The following is a 15,199-nucleotide window of genomic DNA, read 5'->3' as shown; positions in this document are numbered from 1 at the left end:
TGGGGCGCTACGCCTAGGCTGCCAGCTGGCCCTCCGCCTGAGGGCCCCAGGCTGAGAAAGGTTGCTAAAAACCCAAAAGCTATGATGAGGGCTTTACCTTAGGGATTTGCTGCGGGCGCCGGCTGGGCAGGAGTGTTCATATCCAGGGGGAGCCCCTCCGCATCGGAGCCAAATTGCTGGTGTCTCTCGTTCTGAGCTGCAGTTTGGTCCATGCTCGCCTGTTCCAGCTGCACCGTAAAGGGTTCAATAAAAGGTTCAATGCCGGCAAGCATTTTTGGAACCGACAGAAGCACCATGTCCTGGTTCAGGGGTATCCTGAAATCCCGCTCAATAACCTTTTCATCATCAAAAAGCTCTACCCTAATCCGGTGCCGCTGGCCCTTAACCACCGCCTTGTCCCGGTCACCGGGGTAATATTCAGCCGCTTCTAGGGCATCAATCTGCACGGACATACCATTTATCGCCCCAAAGGCACCATTGGGATCGGCCTTATTATCAATAAGAATCGTATGGCGCTTTCCCGTCACCAGCATCAGCACTAAAAGGAGTACATACAAAAGACCCAAGGCCGAACGGATGATGATCCGCTTCATTTGGCACCTCCCACGGTAGTACCCTGCCGTAACTGGGACCGTTGATCTTCTACAGCCCGCCGGGATTTCCAGGCATACAGAACCAGAGACAGGGCGATAACACCGTAGCCGATAAATTGCCTAAAGTATTCGCCGATCATGGCGGAGCCAAACAGCTTCTGGCCTGCCAGGGGCGACACAATGAACATGGCATGCAAAAGGATAACCCCGATGAACACATTGGGGATATTTGCATGGGTAACCGATGCACCCCCCACGAGCAATGCCGCCACCGCAAAGAACCCCGTCTGGTCATGGGCATTGTAGGTGGCCAGGTTTCCCATGTTCTGTAAAAAGATAATCTGACCGCCGCAGGCCAACACCGTGGAAATAATAATGGCAATGATCCGGGTTTTTTCTACATCAATCCCTGCCGCACTGGCTACGGCCATATCCTGACCAACGGCCCGCATATCCTGACCCAATTTGGTCCGCTTAAACCAGACAATAAAAAGGCAGAGGAGGAAAATCACGATAAAGGTAAGCACCGGAATGGCAAAGGGCCCGATCCGGAGCATAAAAAGGGTATCCAGGGATTGCCGGACCGACTCAAGGTTAAGGGTATTTCGTATACCATAACCCCGGGAAAGGACAATGGCGGGATTCCGCATAGGGATGAGGGAGCCCATCACATAGAGCACGAAGAACTGATAAATACCGTTAATAAAGAAGGCGAGGATATAACCGGTTACCATTTCCCGGCCCTTTGCCTTATTCATCACCGAACCGGTAATCCAGCCTAAGAGCACCGAAATAGGAAGCCCCACAAGGAGGGCAAATACCAAGCCCTGCCAGCCAGCCACACCCCAGTCAACCGCAAAGATAAGGCCAATCTGCCCTGCCATGGCCCCCAGGGTCATGGCGAAGTTCAGCCCCATACCGGCATAAATGGGGAGAAGCAAGGCGATAACCAGGAAGGAATTCCGGCCAAGGCGGGTAATCACTTCCTGTACAATATAGGGTATCGACAGCCCTGAAGGCACAATAGAAGCCAAGGTCAGCACCACAAAGATGATGACCACCGCATATTCAGAAAAGAATTTAGACAGGTTTTTATTGGTACTCATTTGGACACCTTTGTTTTACGGGTCAGGGCGTAGAGAATCATCCCGTTGGATACAATCATACGGATTACCTCGGACATATCGGTTTGGAGTATCGAGTTGATGACCGAAGCGGTCATGGTTAGGAGCCCCTGAAAGAGGAAGGTCCCCACCATCACATTGATAATATTTGCTTTATTTATGGTAGCGCCCCCAATCAATATGGCGGCCACAGCGGGGAACACCATGGGGTTGGGGGCCGTATACAGTTGGATAAAGCCGAAGCTCTGCTGGTACACAATGATGCCCACCGCACCTAAAAAGGTAGAAATAATGACCGAAATAAGCCGCATCCGGTCTGCGCTGATACCGGAAGCCCGGGCAAAATCCGGGTTAGACCCTACGGCGGTCATGGCAGTACCGGTTTTTGTTTTCAGAAAGACCCACATAAGGAAGGCGCAGAGGGCCACAAACAAGAGGAGCCCCGTGGGGAACACAAAGAACTCGCCCACCTTTATGGCGAGAAAATTGTTCAGTATTTTAAGCCAATACCCTTCCACTGAAATGGTTGTCCGTAAGCCCTTGCCCGCATAGCCCCACACCATGGTTGGATTGTTATAGGGAAGAATGAGCCACATAATGCACATGAGCATGACAAAAGAGAAACCAACATACATGGCTATGGTCATTTCCTCGCCCTTAACCTTGTTGAGCAGTTTTCCGTACAGGTAGCCAAAAACTACCGCAAAGGGAGTGGCGAGCCCTATGGCGCCGAAAAAGCCCATAAAGCCCCGCAGTTCCAGCTGGAGCGACAGGGTAGAACCCAGGAGCCCCGCCACAATCCCCAAGGCGAGGCCGAAGTTCAAACCCGCCCCGGATTGGATCATCGGAACCAAAGCCAGGACAAGAATCGCATATTGGCCAAACCGATTCATCACATCAGAAATGGAAGCATCCAACCGGACACCCACCACAGGGGCGAGTACAAAGAGGGATACTAGGAAGAAAAAGATGATGATGCGGGGCCAGCCAAAATCTTGAATAAAGGTTTTTATAGTATTCACGTTATTCACGGGACGCCTCCATTGATTCAGTTACAGTCTGCCCAGCCATAAGAAGACCAAAATCGGCGGAATCCTGGTGAGCCGGCAAAATACCCGCTATACGGCCCTCATCAACAATGGCAATCCGGTCACACACCGACCGCAGTTCCTCCAGCTCGCTGGAAACCATAATGATGGTCGTTCCATAGTCCCGGTTATAGCGGCGAAGGGTATCCAGCACGAGCTTTTTTGCTCCAATATCAATACCCCGGGTGGGTTCTGACACAAAGAGCACCTGAGGCTTTAAGGCAAAGGCCTTGGCGAGGCAGACCTTCTGCTGGTTACCCCCGGAAAGTTCCCGGGCCTTTTGTTTATGACTGGTACATTTAATATCCAACAGGTTGATGTATTCCTGGCATAGGGCGGCCATGGCCCTTTCATCCCGCAGCCTGATAAGCCCGCCCAGGAGCGGCTTAAGATACTGGCCATGGGTTTGCATCGCCGTAAAGGCTATATTCCAGTCGAGGCTCTCATCCAAAAGGAGCCCTACTCCCCGGCGGTCCTCCGATACAAAGGCCATGCCGGCCCTAAGGGCTCCAGCGGGGTCATTGAGGGGAAGCACCTTATCTTCCAGACGGACCGCACCGCCGGCAGGGTAAAGGCCCATAATGCCATTAGGGACCCCCAGTTTGCCCTGACCCGCGAGGCCGCCGATTCCGAAAATTTCTCCCCGATGCACCGTAAAGGACACATCCCGAACGGTCTCGCCGGGCATATCCACCCAAAGGTGCTCCACCGAAAGAATCGGCTCTCCCAAGTTGCGGTTACTATCCTGCGATTCGGTCTCACCGCTTACCGAACGGCCCACCATCCAGGAAGCAATATCCCGAATGGAAAGCCCTTTGGTGGGGCTGTCCTTTACCACAAGGCCATCCCGCAACACCACCACCCGGTCAGCCAGGTCCAGCACTTCCTGCAAACGGTGGGAAATAAAAATAATGGCTACCCCTTCCGAGGCAAGCCGCTTCAGAGAAGCCAGCAGAACCTGGGCTTCACTTTCGGTAAGTACCGCCGTAGGTTCATCCAACACCAGGATACGGGAATGTTCCCGGCTTATTTCCCGGGCAATCTCGGTAAACTGCTTGTGCCCCACGGGCATTTCAGAAACGAGCATATCCGGGTCCAGGGTAACCCCCAGCTTGGAAATTGCCGATTCGGACCGCTGACGCATCAGCGTCCGGTCCAGAATACTCATCCGATCGCCAAAGACTTCATTCAGAAGACTGGGCCGCATGGATTCTCGGTTCAACACAATGTTTTCTGTGGTGGTAAAACCGGGGATAAGGCTGAATTCCTGGTGAACCATCCCGATGCCCGCATCCAGGGCATCAAAGGGGCTTGCAAAATTCACCGCCTTTCCATCAATCTCTATGGTACCCTTAAAGCCGCCGGTTTCTGCAATCACCGGCATGCCGAATAGGATCCGCATGAGGGTTGTTTTTCCCGCCCCGTTTTCACCTACCAGGCCAAGGATTTCGCCTTCGTGCAGGTCAAAACTGACATCCTGCAACACCACATTTCCATAGAATTCCTTGGAAACGTTTTTTACCGACAAAAGAGGACCACTCTGTCCCATAATTACTCCCTTTCAAAACCATGGTTTTTAAAACGCAGGGTATTTGCATTTTCTGTTACCGTTCTTATTACCCTTTCATCTACACCCTGGGGAAGTTCCGCTTCTATTTCCAAGCGAACCTTAATCTTAGCCTGTGGCAGAGACGCAAGATGAGAAAGCACTTCATCTGCTATACGGCCCGCGTCGCGCCCTATCCTATCGGGATCTAGTTCTACAGTTCCAAAAAACCGTTTCGGCTGGTGTATTGTGTTTTGTATGTCTGGTATCCTGTCTGCAACTTGGCCGGAATCATCAATTACAATTTTCTCCGCGGGACTAGGCTCAGTCCCTACAGGTTTTGTTTCCCTTTGCACCTGAGCAGCCGCAACTGCCGGTTTTACAATAAGCCCTGTATTTTCAGTGTCAATGTAACTATGATTTACCTGATATTGCAATCCCTTATACCGCTGAGCCTCTTCATCCCATGAGTCCGCCCAGGCAAATGAATCCTGTTCCCAGGATAAAAGCGACAGTCCATTAATTATAGCCTTCACAATTACCTCAGGATTGGTAACACGGGTCAGATATACATATTGGGCATAATATTCACAGAGCTGTTTTACAGAAATATGGTTACCCCTCCAGAGAGGAATGGTATCAAGGTCCATTCTTAATCTGCTTGGGGCATAGGATGTTACGAGAAGCTCTTCATTCTTTAGTTTCTTAGCAGCCCGGACCGCTAAAGCTTCCTGTCCGGAAACCTTTAACGCCTGCATTTCTATACTTACCTGGGGATTTTTTTGAAACGGCACAATAACCCAAATATACGTTTCCGGAATTTGAGCTAACACAGTTTTTTCTGCTTCAGCCAGTTGCTGCTCTGCCTGGGTAGCCTGAAATGGTGTAAGATTTAACTGTATTTTTTCATCTACTATAGATTTCCATGCTAAATATCTTCGAACAGCCCCATCCAAATCCTGAAGACGGTTTGCATCGGCGGCAAGAAAAACCAAGGTGTTTCTATATAACCTGGGGCCTATTCCCCGCTTTTCCAGTATATTTCGTGCTTCTTGTAAAGCTAAACAACGGTCGGTTCTATCATAAGGAAATTGAATACCCAAGACAACTAATCGGGTATCCTTATCATCAGGGACATCCTGACTCCCATGGGGAAACGCATGGATGCGGCTAAAATCACCTTTTGTTTGTAAATCTTTTCTTAAACGGGCTTCAATTTCCATACTCACCATATCTGGATTGTTTAGTAATTGTTCAGCCCTATCCTCTGCAAGTTTTGTAACCGTAGGTTGGGTAGAATACCAATAGTGACTCCCATCCTGGTACAGATAGGTAGCACTGCCGGCGAGTCTGCGAAGGGCATCACCAAAAAGAGCCGGGCTTTCACCAGGAAATACAGAACCTAATTTAATACTCCGGTCATCAAGACCATGATGCGCCGCATCCGAGGTTGGCGCAGAACCTAGAAATATAGTACGGGCAACCCGCCGTGTGGCTGAATATTTTCCTAAATTGGTAATGTCTGCATCAATACGACGGGGCAAAGATTGGGGACCATCAATATCCTTTTCTATAATGGGCGCCCAGTTATCAGAAAGATAACGGGTAAGCTCCGACTGGACCCTTGGATCATCTATTGGAATAGTTGCAGGAAGAATGAGTGGATTTTTATCATTGCTTTCCCAAAGGCTATGAATTACCGCGGCCATCAGACGCAAAACTCCACGGGTGCGTTGGAACTTAAGCAGGGTAGACCAATCGGTATAGAGTCTATCAAATATTTCTGGGTGAATAGGATACGCGGCTTTAATACGATTTTCGTAATCTACGGAACGACATTCAGGAGGAAATTCCTGCTGTTCATTTTGGTACAATTCTGAAAAGGTACGGGCTACTACATCACGGTTCTTAAAATTGTCCTGATCACGGATTGGTTCAAAAAGCCGTCGTCGCACAATCTCAAAGCCCTCTTCTGCGGTGGCTGGCCGCCAGGATGATTCCAAACGGCCTACCACATTCCGTAAGCGAGCCAGCGCTTCACGGCCGCGAGCCCCACCAACTTCTGCATCATCGGCTAGGGTGTGAGGAGACCCTGCGGTATCACTGGCGGGCAAGCTAATTACCAAAAGACAATTTTGAGCCCCCTTGGCGGCCTCCGTAAGGGCCTGGGCAAAGGAAAAATGGGTTTCAAAACTGCCCCCAGGCAAATCCGTTTGATCGTGGAGTTGGCGGGCATAGGCTACCCACTCATCAATAAGAATAAGACAGGGACCATATTCATTAAAAAGTAATCTGAGCCGGTCCCCAGGACTGGTAGCCCGCTCATCATCCTCCGCAATGATACTAAAAGCATTTTTACCACCCAACTGCCAGGCAAGCTCACCCCAAAGCGTTTTAACCAAGGTACCATCGGGTTTTCGGACCGGGTTACCAGGGGATATTTTATTACCCACGAGCACCACCCTGGACACATGGGGCAGTTCAGATACGCCACAGGATTTTAGAATCTCTTCTATTCCAAGGAGCGAAGAAACAGAAGCGCCAGAAAAAAGATGATACAGGGCAAGCATAGAATGGGTCTTGCCACCACCAAAATTGGTTTGCAGTTGCACCACCGGATCACCACCAGTGCCGGTAAGTCTTTTAATAGCATTAGTGAGTAATTTTTTCAGGCTATCTGTTAAATAGGTACGCCTATAAAATTCTACCGGGTCTTTATATTCATCGGAGCCTTCGCCCAAATGTACCTGCCAGAGATCGGCGGCAAACTCAGCTTGCTGATACCGGCCGGAGGCCACATCTTTATGGGGAACAATAACCTCCCGCCAGGGCTTTAACGATGTATTGGCAGTTGTTTCAATAATGGAACTTTTCCGCTTTTCATTGCGAACCTGCTCATCAAATCGAAGCCGCAGAAGTTCCATTTTCATTTTGTTAAGTTCTTCAGATTGAGGGGCAGAAATTGCATTGAGTAATCGTTCTGCGGAGTCCAAAACCCTATAGGCATCATCACTGGTAAAACTGCCCTGATGCGCCCAGGTATTGCGAAAAAGCTTAAGCTCACTCACCAACGAGCGCTCTGCATTACCCAGGGTACGGCTAAATATTTCATTCCATTTTAACCACATAAAATTAAGACAAGCCGCCACATCCCACTGGGATATATCTTTTCCGGCCAGCATGGGATCCCCATCGGCAAAATTTTTACCTGAATCCGTATAAAAAATAAAGTAACCCAAGCCAACCTGATGGTGTATAATGAATTACCACTAAAACAAAATGCACCCAGGAGGTGAAGCTTGGATTACGTCATAAATACTACCACAGAAAAATTAAATAGCATAGGCGGCATGGCGCTGGTAGGAAAGATACTAGAAAAAATTGGCTTTTGTAAGCATAGCGGAAAAGCTACACCTCGCCATCCCCATGTCCTGAAATCAATCATAGGACTTTTTACCCAAGGCAGGACCCGTTTTGAAGAAATGGATATAGTCCGGGAAGATAGCTTTTTTCTGGAAAGTCTGGATTTAACCTATGTTCCAGCTATGGTAGACCGTATATACCGGTCGATATCGATACCTCGCCACTGGATAATTCCAAAAGCCACAAAGAAGGGGTGAGCCGTACCTATAAAGAGGTGGACGGCTATCACCCCATTTTCGCGTATATCGGACAGGAAGGATATATGCTGAATTGAGCCTTAGATATTAAACCACAGCATTAGGATAAATAGCTTTCTCTGAAGTAATATCCAGGCTTTCCTCGCCTTCAAATCTTTTACTCATAGTAAAATTATACGCAGATACCGTTGAGTATTACAAGTAGTTATTTTCTATCCAGGAGCAGATTGATGAGCTCCTGGAAGACTTCGATGTTCTGTTATTCAATATCTTGCTTTCCATATTGTAACAGCAATATCGGCAAGTTTTTTTGTCTGTTTCTTATATCATTCATATTCCATGTATCATATGATACTATCTCCTTAGTAATTTCATATTGACTTCGTTCATAGACTGTTTTTTTCTTTTCAAACAATGCATTTGCTGCATCTTTAGCATTCATTTTATTTTCCAGCAACGTTAAATTGCCAAGTCTATATACTGCTGACTCAAAATCCTCTTGTTCAAAATCTAAAAACCATGATTCTTCAGCATTTTCAGGCAAAATATGTTCTATTGTTGCATCAACATCTATGACCGATAAATTTTTATTATATTTTTGATTTTCAATACTTGCTAAGATGTAACGAACGATTTTTCGTTGTTGTGAATTTCTTGTGTCAAATTCCTTTGTAGTAAAACTATATCTAAAATCTTCATCATTTTGATATATTGGCTGTAAATACCTAAATATATCCGATGCATTATCTATCTCTCGATTTGTAATTTTAACTGCTACATTATTATATTGTTTTTCAAGTTCATTTGGATTTAGCGATGAGATAACTGTATAACGAAAGACTATAGCTCGAATAATTCTTAGTACCTTTACAAACTCTTCTTTAGTTAGCGAAAAATAAGCTGCCATAAGTAATGACTTATGCTGCTCAGCATTAAAAAGTGCTATTTCTTCAATAAGTTTTGCTATTTCTGGCGAATCTTTCCATAATTCATTCTCTGAGTCATCCAGTGCAATATATAAATCGGCATAGTTAGATAAATCATCCAAAAAAGTAAATACTTCTTCTTGCTGTTTAATAGTTTGTCTTATTTCTTTGAAGAGCCGTTCAGATCTTATAAGTTTTTGTTTTGAATTTAAATAATAGCGAATAAATTGTGGAAGCTTTTTTATTCCAACCGTTTCTGCAATTTCTTTCCATTTTTTTTGCAACTGCTGAATATCAGTTTCACCTTTTACAATTGAAAATAAATAATTTTTTAAAAGGTCAGTTGATGTTAATTCAAGTCCCCTTGCATTAAGTGTTTCAAATACTGTATAAGCAGCTAATTCATCATCGACAGTAATTTGAATAAACAACAATTTATCTCCAATAATTTGATCTACAAATGTATATAAAGATATACCATTTTTAGAAAATTCTTTTTGTCTTAATTTATTCAGGAAGTAATTATATGCATTAATCATCAATTTATTCGAATCATTTAATTTTGATTTATTCAAGGGCTCTTTTAACTGTAGAAGGTATGTTTGATAAAAATCATTATTATTAACATTAAGTTGTAATTTACTCGTATAATGCAAAGAAATTCCATCTTTATTACCAAGATACGTATCTCTTAATATATTAACGCGCTCCCTATCTTCATTGGTGTTTAGTTCTGATAATATTTTTGCACATGCTAATACCAATATGCTTAATGTTGTAAATCGTTGTTGGCCATCGATAATTGTAAAAGTTTTATCTGTTTTATTTTGCAATACAATTGAACCCATATAATGTACTTCAGACGAATTCATTTGCATTTGTTCAATATCAAGCCATAGTTCTTCCCAATGCTCTTCTTTCCAGGAATAATCTCTTTGATAAACAGGAACTTCATACTTTTTCCCGTTACCAATGATTTCTCTAAACGTTAAGGTTTTTGTATCAAGCAAATTTGTTTTCATAATAGCCCCCAGAAAATGCGGTTCTTTGCTATTTTATATGAATAAGTACCACAGTTTACCAGCGAACAATACCATTTGCCGTTTTAAAGTTTTTGCAAATTTTACCATGGTTCTATTACACTGGAAGTCTCATCAATTCCAATTTTCTGATGTATTTATAGGAAAAATTTCCAGATCAACTACACTACCATTAAGATTGCCTTCGGGGAGATGTACTTGTGAAGGGGTTGCAATCTGTATCACATGTAGATAATTATTCTCTAGCAATTCCATACGCATTTGAAGGGGTATATTTTTTACCATGTATGTTCCAAGTTGAATATGTAATTGCAATGCAGAAAGATCTGGCTCTTTATATAACGTTAACAGATCAATATAGCGTAAAGAGTGACGCAAAGGACATATCACCAAGTTAGAGCCTTTCAAGATTTCAATTCGGAGGAATATCTGCTACAGGCATACGACGCATCTCTAATGCTGAGTAACGTCCTCTCAGGTTTGTATATATTATACCTGGTAAGGCATCTACTGCATTTGGGATATCAAACTGAACTTGCCAAATGACTTCGATAATAGGCTCTTTTTTAATCGTTTTGGAATCTTGTTCATCATATTTTTCATTTTAGCACATTTGGCCAATATCTTCTACCGCTTCTCATAGTTCTTTTCTATCCAGGTGCGGTAGGAGCCGGAGCGGACGTGGGAGATCCATTCGGGGTTGGCAAGGTACCAGCGGAGGGTTTTGCGGAGGCCTTCGGAGAAATTTACGGACTGTTTCCAGCCGAGTTCGGTTTTAAGCTTGGTGCAGTCGATGGCGTAGCGGCGGTCGTGGCCCGGGCGGTCCTTGACATAGGTGATAAGGCTGCGCAGGGCCTCGGCGGGTTTGCCGGTTTCTTCTGCGACCAGATTGATGAGCTCCTGGAGGAGTTCGATGTTCTGCCATTCGTTTTCGCCGCCGATGTTGTATTTTTCCCCTACCCTGCCCTGCTGCATGACAAGCCACACGGCACTGTTGTGGTCTTCCACATAGAGCCAGTCCCGGATATTTTTACCATCCCCATAGACCGGAAGGGGCTTTCCTTCCAGCATGTTCAGCACCATGAGGGGGATGAGTTTTTCCGGAAATTGATAGGGGCCATAGTTGTTGGAACAATTGGTAAGGGTTACGGGGAGGCCGTAGGTATGGTGGTAGGCCATGACGAGGTGGTCGCTCGAGGCCTTGCTGGCCGAATAGGGCGATCGTGGGTCATAGGGGGTGGTTTCGGTAAAGTAGCCCGAGTCTCCGAGGCTCCCATAAACTTCGTCGGTGGAGATGTGATGAAAGAGGACTGAAGTTACCTCTGCATTCTGGCTCTCATGGCCGGCTGTGTATTTGCCAGCCCAGGCGGTACGGGCGACGTCGAGCAGGGTAAAGGTTCCCATGACGTTGGTGCGGACAAAGGCCTCGGGGCCCAAAATGGACCGGTCCACATGACTCTCGGCCGCAAAATGGATCACCCCATCAATCTGGTAGTCCGTAAAAAGGCGCTCGATAAGGGGGCGGTCGCAGATATCCCCCTGCACGAAGATATAGCGGGGGTCGGAGCCGGAGCCGTAGCGGGCCTGGATGTCGGCGAGGCTTTCGGGGTTGCCCGCATAGGTAAGGAGGTCCAGGTTGATGACCCGGCCCGTAAAGCCTGAGGGACCAGAGAGGAGGTAGCGAATCATGTTGGAGCCGATGAATCCGGCACCGCCGGTTACAAGTAGGTTTTTAAAGGTGCGCATGGGTTAGTCCTTTATGTATGTGTTGTCATTTCGTAGGATGTTTGACCAATCTCTTCGAGAATAGAGAATTCTAATTACAGAAACAAGGCTTTCTTCTTCATTAACCACATAAAAGAGATAATACTTTTTAACTAAAAGAGCACGAATACCTTTAGACCGCAAATAATCATCAGAAACTAGGGCACAACATAGGGGTGCGGTTTTTAATAGTTCCGTTTGCTTTTCGAAATCAGCTACTAGTTGTTTTGCAGAATCAGGGGCTTTTAATACTTCTGTAATATATGTGAGTATAGAGAGTAAATCATGCTCAGCTGGCTCAGTAAACTGCAGGGTATACATTACCACTTCATTTTTTTATGGATTTGAGAAAAAACGGCTTCACTTGGTTTCACATTTCCGTTTTCATGGGCATGTAAACCTTCATCAAGTAATCTATAAAGCTCCAATTTCCCTGCCAATAATTCATAGGTTTCGATGCTCATTACCGCTAAATCGCCCTGTCCGTTTTTGGTAATAAAAACAGGTTCAGCGTATGTATGACAGAATTCTGATATTTCATTGTAGTTATTGCGTAAATCGGCACTGGGTCGTATTGTAGGCATACAGGACCTCCTTATATCAATATTATATCATTATATTGATACACTTTCAAGGTTCGACAGGACAAAAGGATGAGGACGGGGATGCCGAGGGTTTTTATTTTGTCTTTGGAGAGGACTGAATATTGTTTACCAAATGACTTTTAAACCTTCGCTTTTAAATTTTTCAAATTCACGATCTTTGCTTATCATTATTAATTTATTTTTTATACATTGAGCTATTAACATTCGATCAAATGGATCCCTATGTGTTTCTTCTTTTAATTCTAAATAATACAGAGAATCTTCCGGCAATAAATCTAAAAAACAGTAATCCAAATATATACCAAACTTCAATAAATCTTTTATCGGCAATCCACAAATTTAAAATTTTCATCAATCTTCAGTTTATATTTTTCATCTAAAATACCAATTTTTCTTTCTTTTATTTCTTCCTTATCAACGTATGGAATAATCATGGCAATTGGCTTTTTCTTTTTGCCATATATAATCCCGAAAGATTCCCCATGCTTTACTAATTCTAAAACTTCTGAGAACTGAGCTTTAAGTTTTCCAACTGGTAGCGTTTTCATATGTATAAAATACTATAAACATTTTTTAGTTATCAAGTTGTCATGCATTTTACAATTGTGTTTTTAAAAACTCCACGAGGCTTTCCCGCCAGCCGGGGACGGGGATGCCGAGGGCTTTTATTTTGTCTTTTGAGAGGACGGAATAGGCGGGGCGGCGGGCTTTGGTGGGGTATTGGTCAGTGGTGAGGGGGTTTACGGTGCAGTCTTTGTCTAAGAGGCCGAGGGTGCGGGCTTCGTCGCGGATGGCCAGGGCAAAATCGTACCAGGTGCATTCGCCGTCGTTGGTAAAATGGTAGATACCGGCGGGCACCTCTGGTTTTGTTATAAGCCCGTGAATGGCGGCGGCGAGGTCCCGGGCCCAGGTGGGTGTTCCCCGCTGGTCTGCGACGACGCCGATGCGGTCCCTCTCTTTCATGAGGCGGAGCATGGTAAAGACAAAGTTGGGACCATGCGCTCCGTAAAGCCAGGCGGTGCGGACAATAAGGGAGGAAGGCGCAACAGCAAGGACACGGCGCTCCCCGGCTTCCTTGGTACGGCCATAGGCACCGGTAGGGCCTGTGGGGTCATCCTCACGGTAGGGCCTGGGTGCATCAAACTGGAGTTGGGGAGTGCCTGAAAAGACATAGTCGGTAGAAATGTGGAGGAGCCGGGCTCCGATGTTTTGTGCAAGGCGAGCTAGATTTTCGGGGCCTTCGGCATTCAAGCGCAGGGCAAGGTCTTCTTCGTCTTCGGCCTTATCCACGGCGGTGTAGGCGGCACAATTGATGATCCAGAATATGGGTTTGTCCTGGGCAAAGGCTGAAAGGGCATCGGGATCCAGAAAACTGACTTCCCGGTCCGTGCCAAGGACTGGGAGGCCCTGGTTCTGTAAATACTGGGTAAGCTCGGTACCGAGCATCCCCTTGTTTCCAACAATCCAAATCATAGATTTTCCTTTTTAATATCTTTTAAATAGGGCAATTGTGCATCTTTAGGAGAAACTTGCACCTCCTTAAGGGGCCAGGGGATGGAGAGGTCAGGATCATCCCAGCGGATGCCTCCTTCGTCTTCCGGGTGGTAGTAGTCGGTGCATTTATAGGCAAAGATGGCGGTTTCGGAGAGGACCACAAAACCATGGGCAAAACCTGGGGGAATGTAAAACTGGTTCTGCTTTTCGCTGCTTAGTATAAGGCCATGGTACTGGCCATAGGTCTTTGAACCGGGTCGGATATCAACGGCGACATCGTAGACTTCGCCCTGTATTACCCGGACGAGTTTCCCCTGGGGGTGCTGTTTCTGGAAATGGAGGCCCCGCAGTACGCCCATCCTGGAAAAGGATTGGTTATCCTGGACAAAGCGCATGGTAAGGCCCGCAGTGTTAAAATCCCGTTCGTTGTAGGACTCGAAAAAATAGCCCCGAGCGTCGCCAAACACCCGGGGCTCAATGATATAAAGTCCTTCTATGGGGAGGGGTGTGACATTGATGGGCATGGTTATTGCTCCGCCACAAAGCGCAGATAGGCACCATAATCGGTTTTAAAGCTATCGGCTATAGCAAGTAATTGGTCCCGGCTGATCCAACCGTTGCGGTAGGCGATTTCTTCGATACAGGCGACATAGAGGCCCTGCCGTTTTTGGATGGTTTCTACAAAGTTAGAGGCTTCCAAAAGGCCATCGTAACTTCCGGTATCGAGCCAGGCCATGCCACGGCCTAGGAGTTCCACATGGAGCTGGCCCCGGGCGAGGTATTCGTTGTTCACCGAGGTAATTTCGATTTCACCCCTTGCGGAGGGTTGCACGTTTTTTGCGATGTCAACGACCTGGTTATCATAGAAATAGAGACCCGGAACGGCATAGTGGGACTTGGGTTTAGCGGGTTTTTCTTCGATGCCAAGGACTTTGCCGGAGTTATCAAACTCTACAACACCGTACTGGGTGGGGTCTCTAACGTAATAGCCAAATATGGTGGCCCCTGCTTTGCGGCTTGCGGCTTTTTGCAGGGTGCCGGTAAAGCCGTGGCCGTAAAAAATGTTATCGCCTAACACAAGGGCAACGTTATCATTGCCAATAAATTTTTCTCCCACAATAAAGGCATCGGCAAGGCCCCGGGGCTTTTCCTGAATAGCATACTCAAAGCGCATGCCAAGTTTATCACCACTCCCAAAAAGCTCCCTAAACACAGGGAGGTCCCGGGGAGTAGAAATGATGAGCACTTCCCGAATCCCGGCCAGCATAAGCACCGACAGGGGATAGTAGATCATGGGCTTATCATAAACGGGAAGAATTTGTTTGGAAACCGCAAAGGTGAGCGGATACAATCTTGTGCCGGAACCGCCGGCGAGGATGATGGATTTCATGAGGGGGTG

General features: G+C 46.2%; 15 protein-coding genes and 1 pseudogene. 2 read left to right on the top strand and 14 right to left on the bottom strand.

The annotated features are described in order from the left end of the window. Positions 1–98: 98 nt before the first annotated feature. From SPICA_RS02755 to SPICA_RS02735, 5 genes are read right to left on the bottom strand one after another with little or no spacing between them, the layout of a single operon-like run. Positions 99–593 (bottom strand): DUF6672 family protein, encoded by a 495-nt coding sequence (locus SPICA_RS02755; RefSeq protein ID WP_013968015.1) that lies wholly within the window; start codon positions 591–593, stop codon positions 99–101. After that, entirely contained in the window at positions 590–1,699 is a 1,110-nt protein-coding gene (locus tag SPICA_RS02750; RefSeq protein WP_013968014.1) for an ABC transporter permease subunit, read from the bottom strand. The genes SPICA_RS02755 and SPICA_RS02750 overlap by 4 nt, the downstream gene beginning before the upstream one ends. Next, on the bottom strand, positions 1,696–2,748 hold the full coding sequence (locus tag SPICA_RS02745; protein WP_013968013.1) for an ABC transporter permease subunit: 1,053 nt from the start codon (positions 2,746–2,748) through the stop codon (positions 1,696–1,698). The genes SPICA_RS02750 and SPICA_RS02745 overlap by 4 nt, the downstream gene beginning before the upstream one ends. Further along, positions 2,741–4,354 (bottom strand): sugar ABC transporter ATP-binding protein, encoded by a 1,614-nt coding sequence (locus SPICA_RS02740; RefSeq protein ID WP_013968012.1) that lies wholly within the window; start codon positions 4,352–4,354, stop codon positions 2,741–2,743. Before SPICA_RS02740 ends, SPICA_RS02745 begins: the two co-directional genes overlap by 8 nt. Positions 4,355–4,356: 2 nt before the next feature. Then, the gene (locus SPICA_RS02735; protein ID WP_215904902.1) at positions 4,357–7,590 is read right to left on the bottom strand and encodes a DUF499 domain-containing protein; all 3,234 of its coding nucleotides are present in this window, start codon (positions 7,588–7,590) and stop codon (positions 4,357–4,359) included. A gap of 60 nt (positions 7,591–7,650) precedes the next feature. On the opposite strand from SPICA_RS02735, the gene SPICA_RS02730 reads away from it, so the two are divergent. Next, positions 7,651–7,971: a hypothetical protein gene (locus SPICA_RS02730; RefSeq protein WP_041396120.1), complete on the top strand. Its 321-nt coding sequence runs from the start codon at positions 7,651–7,653 to the stop codon at positions 7,969–7,971. Then, positions 7,911–8,045, top strand: a pseudogene (locus SPICA_RS15385) (IS1380 family transposase); the annotation flags it as partial. The gene SPICA_RS02730 and the pseudogene SPICA_RS15385, both read left to right, overlap by 61 nt. A 185-nt stretch (positions 8,046–8,230) precedes the next feature. Here the strand turns inward: SPICA_RS15385 and SPICA_RS02725 are convergent. The 9 genes from SPICA_RS02725 to rfbA form a co-directional block, all read right to left on the bottom strand. Beyond that, positions 8,231–9,919 carry a DUF262 domain-containing protein gene (locus SPICA_RS02725; protein ID WP_013968010.1) on the bottom strand — a complete coding sequence of 563 codons (1,689 nt, stop codon included), beginning with the start codon at positions 9,917–9,919 and terminating at the stop codon, positions 8,231–8,233. 645 nt (positions 9,920–10,564) lie between these two features. Next, positions 10,565–11,683 (bottom strand): dTDP-glucose 4,6-dehydratase, encoded by a 1,119-nt coding sequence (gene rfbB / locus SPICA_RS02720; protein ID WP_013968008.1) that lies wholly within the window; start codon positions 11,681–11,683, stop codon positions 10,565–10,567. A gap of 3 nt (positions 11,684–11,686) precedes the next feature. Further along, positions 11,687–12,022: a type II toxin-antitoxin system RelE/ParE family toxin gene (locus tag SPICA_RS02715; protein WP_013968007.1), complete on the bottom strand. Its 336-nt coding sequence runs from the start codon at positions 12,020–12,022 to the stop codon at positions 11,687–11,689. After that, entirely contained in the window at positions 12,022–12,285 is a 264-nt protein-coding gene (locus SPICA_RS02710; RefSeq protein WP_013968006.1) for a type II toxin-antitoxin system prevent-host-death family antitoxin, read from the bottom strand. Before SPICA_RS02710 ends, SPICA_RS02715 begins: the two co-directional genes overlap by 1 nt. A gap of 126 nt (positions 12,286–12,411) precedes the next feature. Then, on the bottom strand, positions 12,412–12,636 hold the full coding sequence (locus SPICA_RS02705) for a PIN domain-containing protein (protein ID WP_052296321.1): 225 nt from the start codon (positions 12,634–12,636) through the stop codon (positions 12,412–12,414). Continuing rightward, positions 12,627–12,854, bottom strand: coding sequence for a type II toxin-antitoxin system Phd/YefM family antitoxin (locus SPICA_RS02700; RefSeq protein WP_013968005.1), 228 nt, complete (start codon positions 12,852–12,854; stop codon positions 12,627–12,629). The genes SPICA_RS02705 and SPICA_RS02700 overlap by 10 nt, the downstream gene beginning before the upstream one ends. Before the next feature lie 49 nt (positions 12,855–12,903). After that, positions 12,904–13,779 carry a dTDP-4-dehydrorhamnose reductase gene (gene rfbD / locus SPICA_RS02695; RefSeq protein WP_013968004.1) on the bottom strand — a complete coding sequence of 292 codons (876 nt, stop codon included), beginning with the start codon at positions 13,777–13,779 and terminating at the stop codon, positions 12,904–12,906. Continuing rightward, positions 13,776–14,324, bottom strand: a complete 549-nt coding sequence (gene rfbC, locus SPICA_RS02690) for a dTDP-4-dehydrorhamnose 3,5-epimerase (RefSeq protein WP_013968003.1) — start codon at positions 14,322–14,324, stop codon at positions 13,776–13,778. Before rfbC ends, rfbD begins: the two co-directional genes overlap by 4 nt. A 2-nt stretch (positions 14,325–14,326) precedes the next feature. Beyond that, positions 14,327–15,190 (bottom strand): glucose-1-phosphate thymidylyltransferase RfbA, encoded by an 864-nt coding sequence (rfbA, locus tag SPICA_RS02685; protein WP_013968002.1) that lies wholly within the window; start codon positions 15,188–15,190, stop codon positions 14,327–14,329. Between the last annotated feature and the right edge of the window lie 9 nt (positions 15,191–15,199).

Source organism: Gracilinema caldarium DSM 7334 (assembly GCF_000219725.1).
Classification (GTDB): Bacteria; Spirochaetota; Spirochaetia; order Treponematales; family Breznakiellaceae; genus Gracilinema; species Gracilinema caldarium.
The sequence above is the reverse complement of the archived record's forward strand: the minus strand, read 5'-3'. Positions and strand labels throughout refer to the sequence as shown.

Excerpts from the sequence above, each read along its gene's own strand:
- SPICA_RS02755 (WP_013968015.1), bottom strand. The coding sequence starts at position 593 with ATGAAGCGGATCATCATCCGTTCGGCCTTGGGTCTTTTGTATGTACTC.
- SPICA_RS02750 (WP_013968014.1), bottom strand. The coding sequence starts at position 1,699 with ATGAGTACCAATAAAAACCTGTCTAAATTCTTTTCTGAATATGCGGTG.
- SPICA_RS02740 (WP_013968012.1), bottom strand. The coding sequence starts at position 4,354 with ATGGGACAGAGTGGTCCTCTTTTGTCGGTAAAAAACGTTTCCAAGGAA.
- SPICA_RS02725 (WP_013968010.1), bottom strand. The coding sequence starts at position 9,919 with ATGAAAACAAATTTGCTTGATACAAAAACCTTAACGTTTAGAGAAATC.
- rfbB (WP_013968008.1), bottom strand. The coding sequence starts at position 11,683 with ATGCGCACCTTTAAAAACCTACTTGTAACCGGCGGTGCCGGATTCATC.
- SPICA_RS02715 (WP_013968007.1), bottom strand. The coding sequence starts at position 12,022 with ATGTATACCCTGCAGTTTACTGAGCCAGCTGAGCATGATTTACTCTCT.
- SPICA_RS02710 (WP_013968006.1), bottom strand. The coding sequence starts at position 12,285 with ATGCCTACAATACGACCCAGTGCCGATTTACGCAATAACTACAATGAA.
- SPICA_RS02700 (WP_013968005.1), bottom strand. The coding sequence starts at position 12,854 with ATGAAAACGCTACCAGTTGGAAAACTTAAAGCTCAGTTCTCAGAAGTT.
- rfbD (WP_013968004.1), bottom strand. The coding sequence starts at position 13,779 with ATGATTTGGATTGTTGGAAACAAGGGGATGCTCGGTACCGAGCTTACC.
- rfbC (WP_013968003.1), bottom strand. The coding sequence starts at position 14,324 with ATGCCCATCAATGTCACACCCCTCCCCATAGAAGGACTTTATATCATT.
- rfbA (WP_013968002.1), bottom strand. The coding sequence starts at position 15,190 with ATGAAATCCATCATCCTCGCCGGCGGTTCCGGCACAAGATTGTATCCG.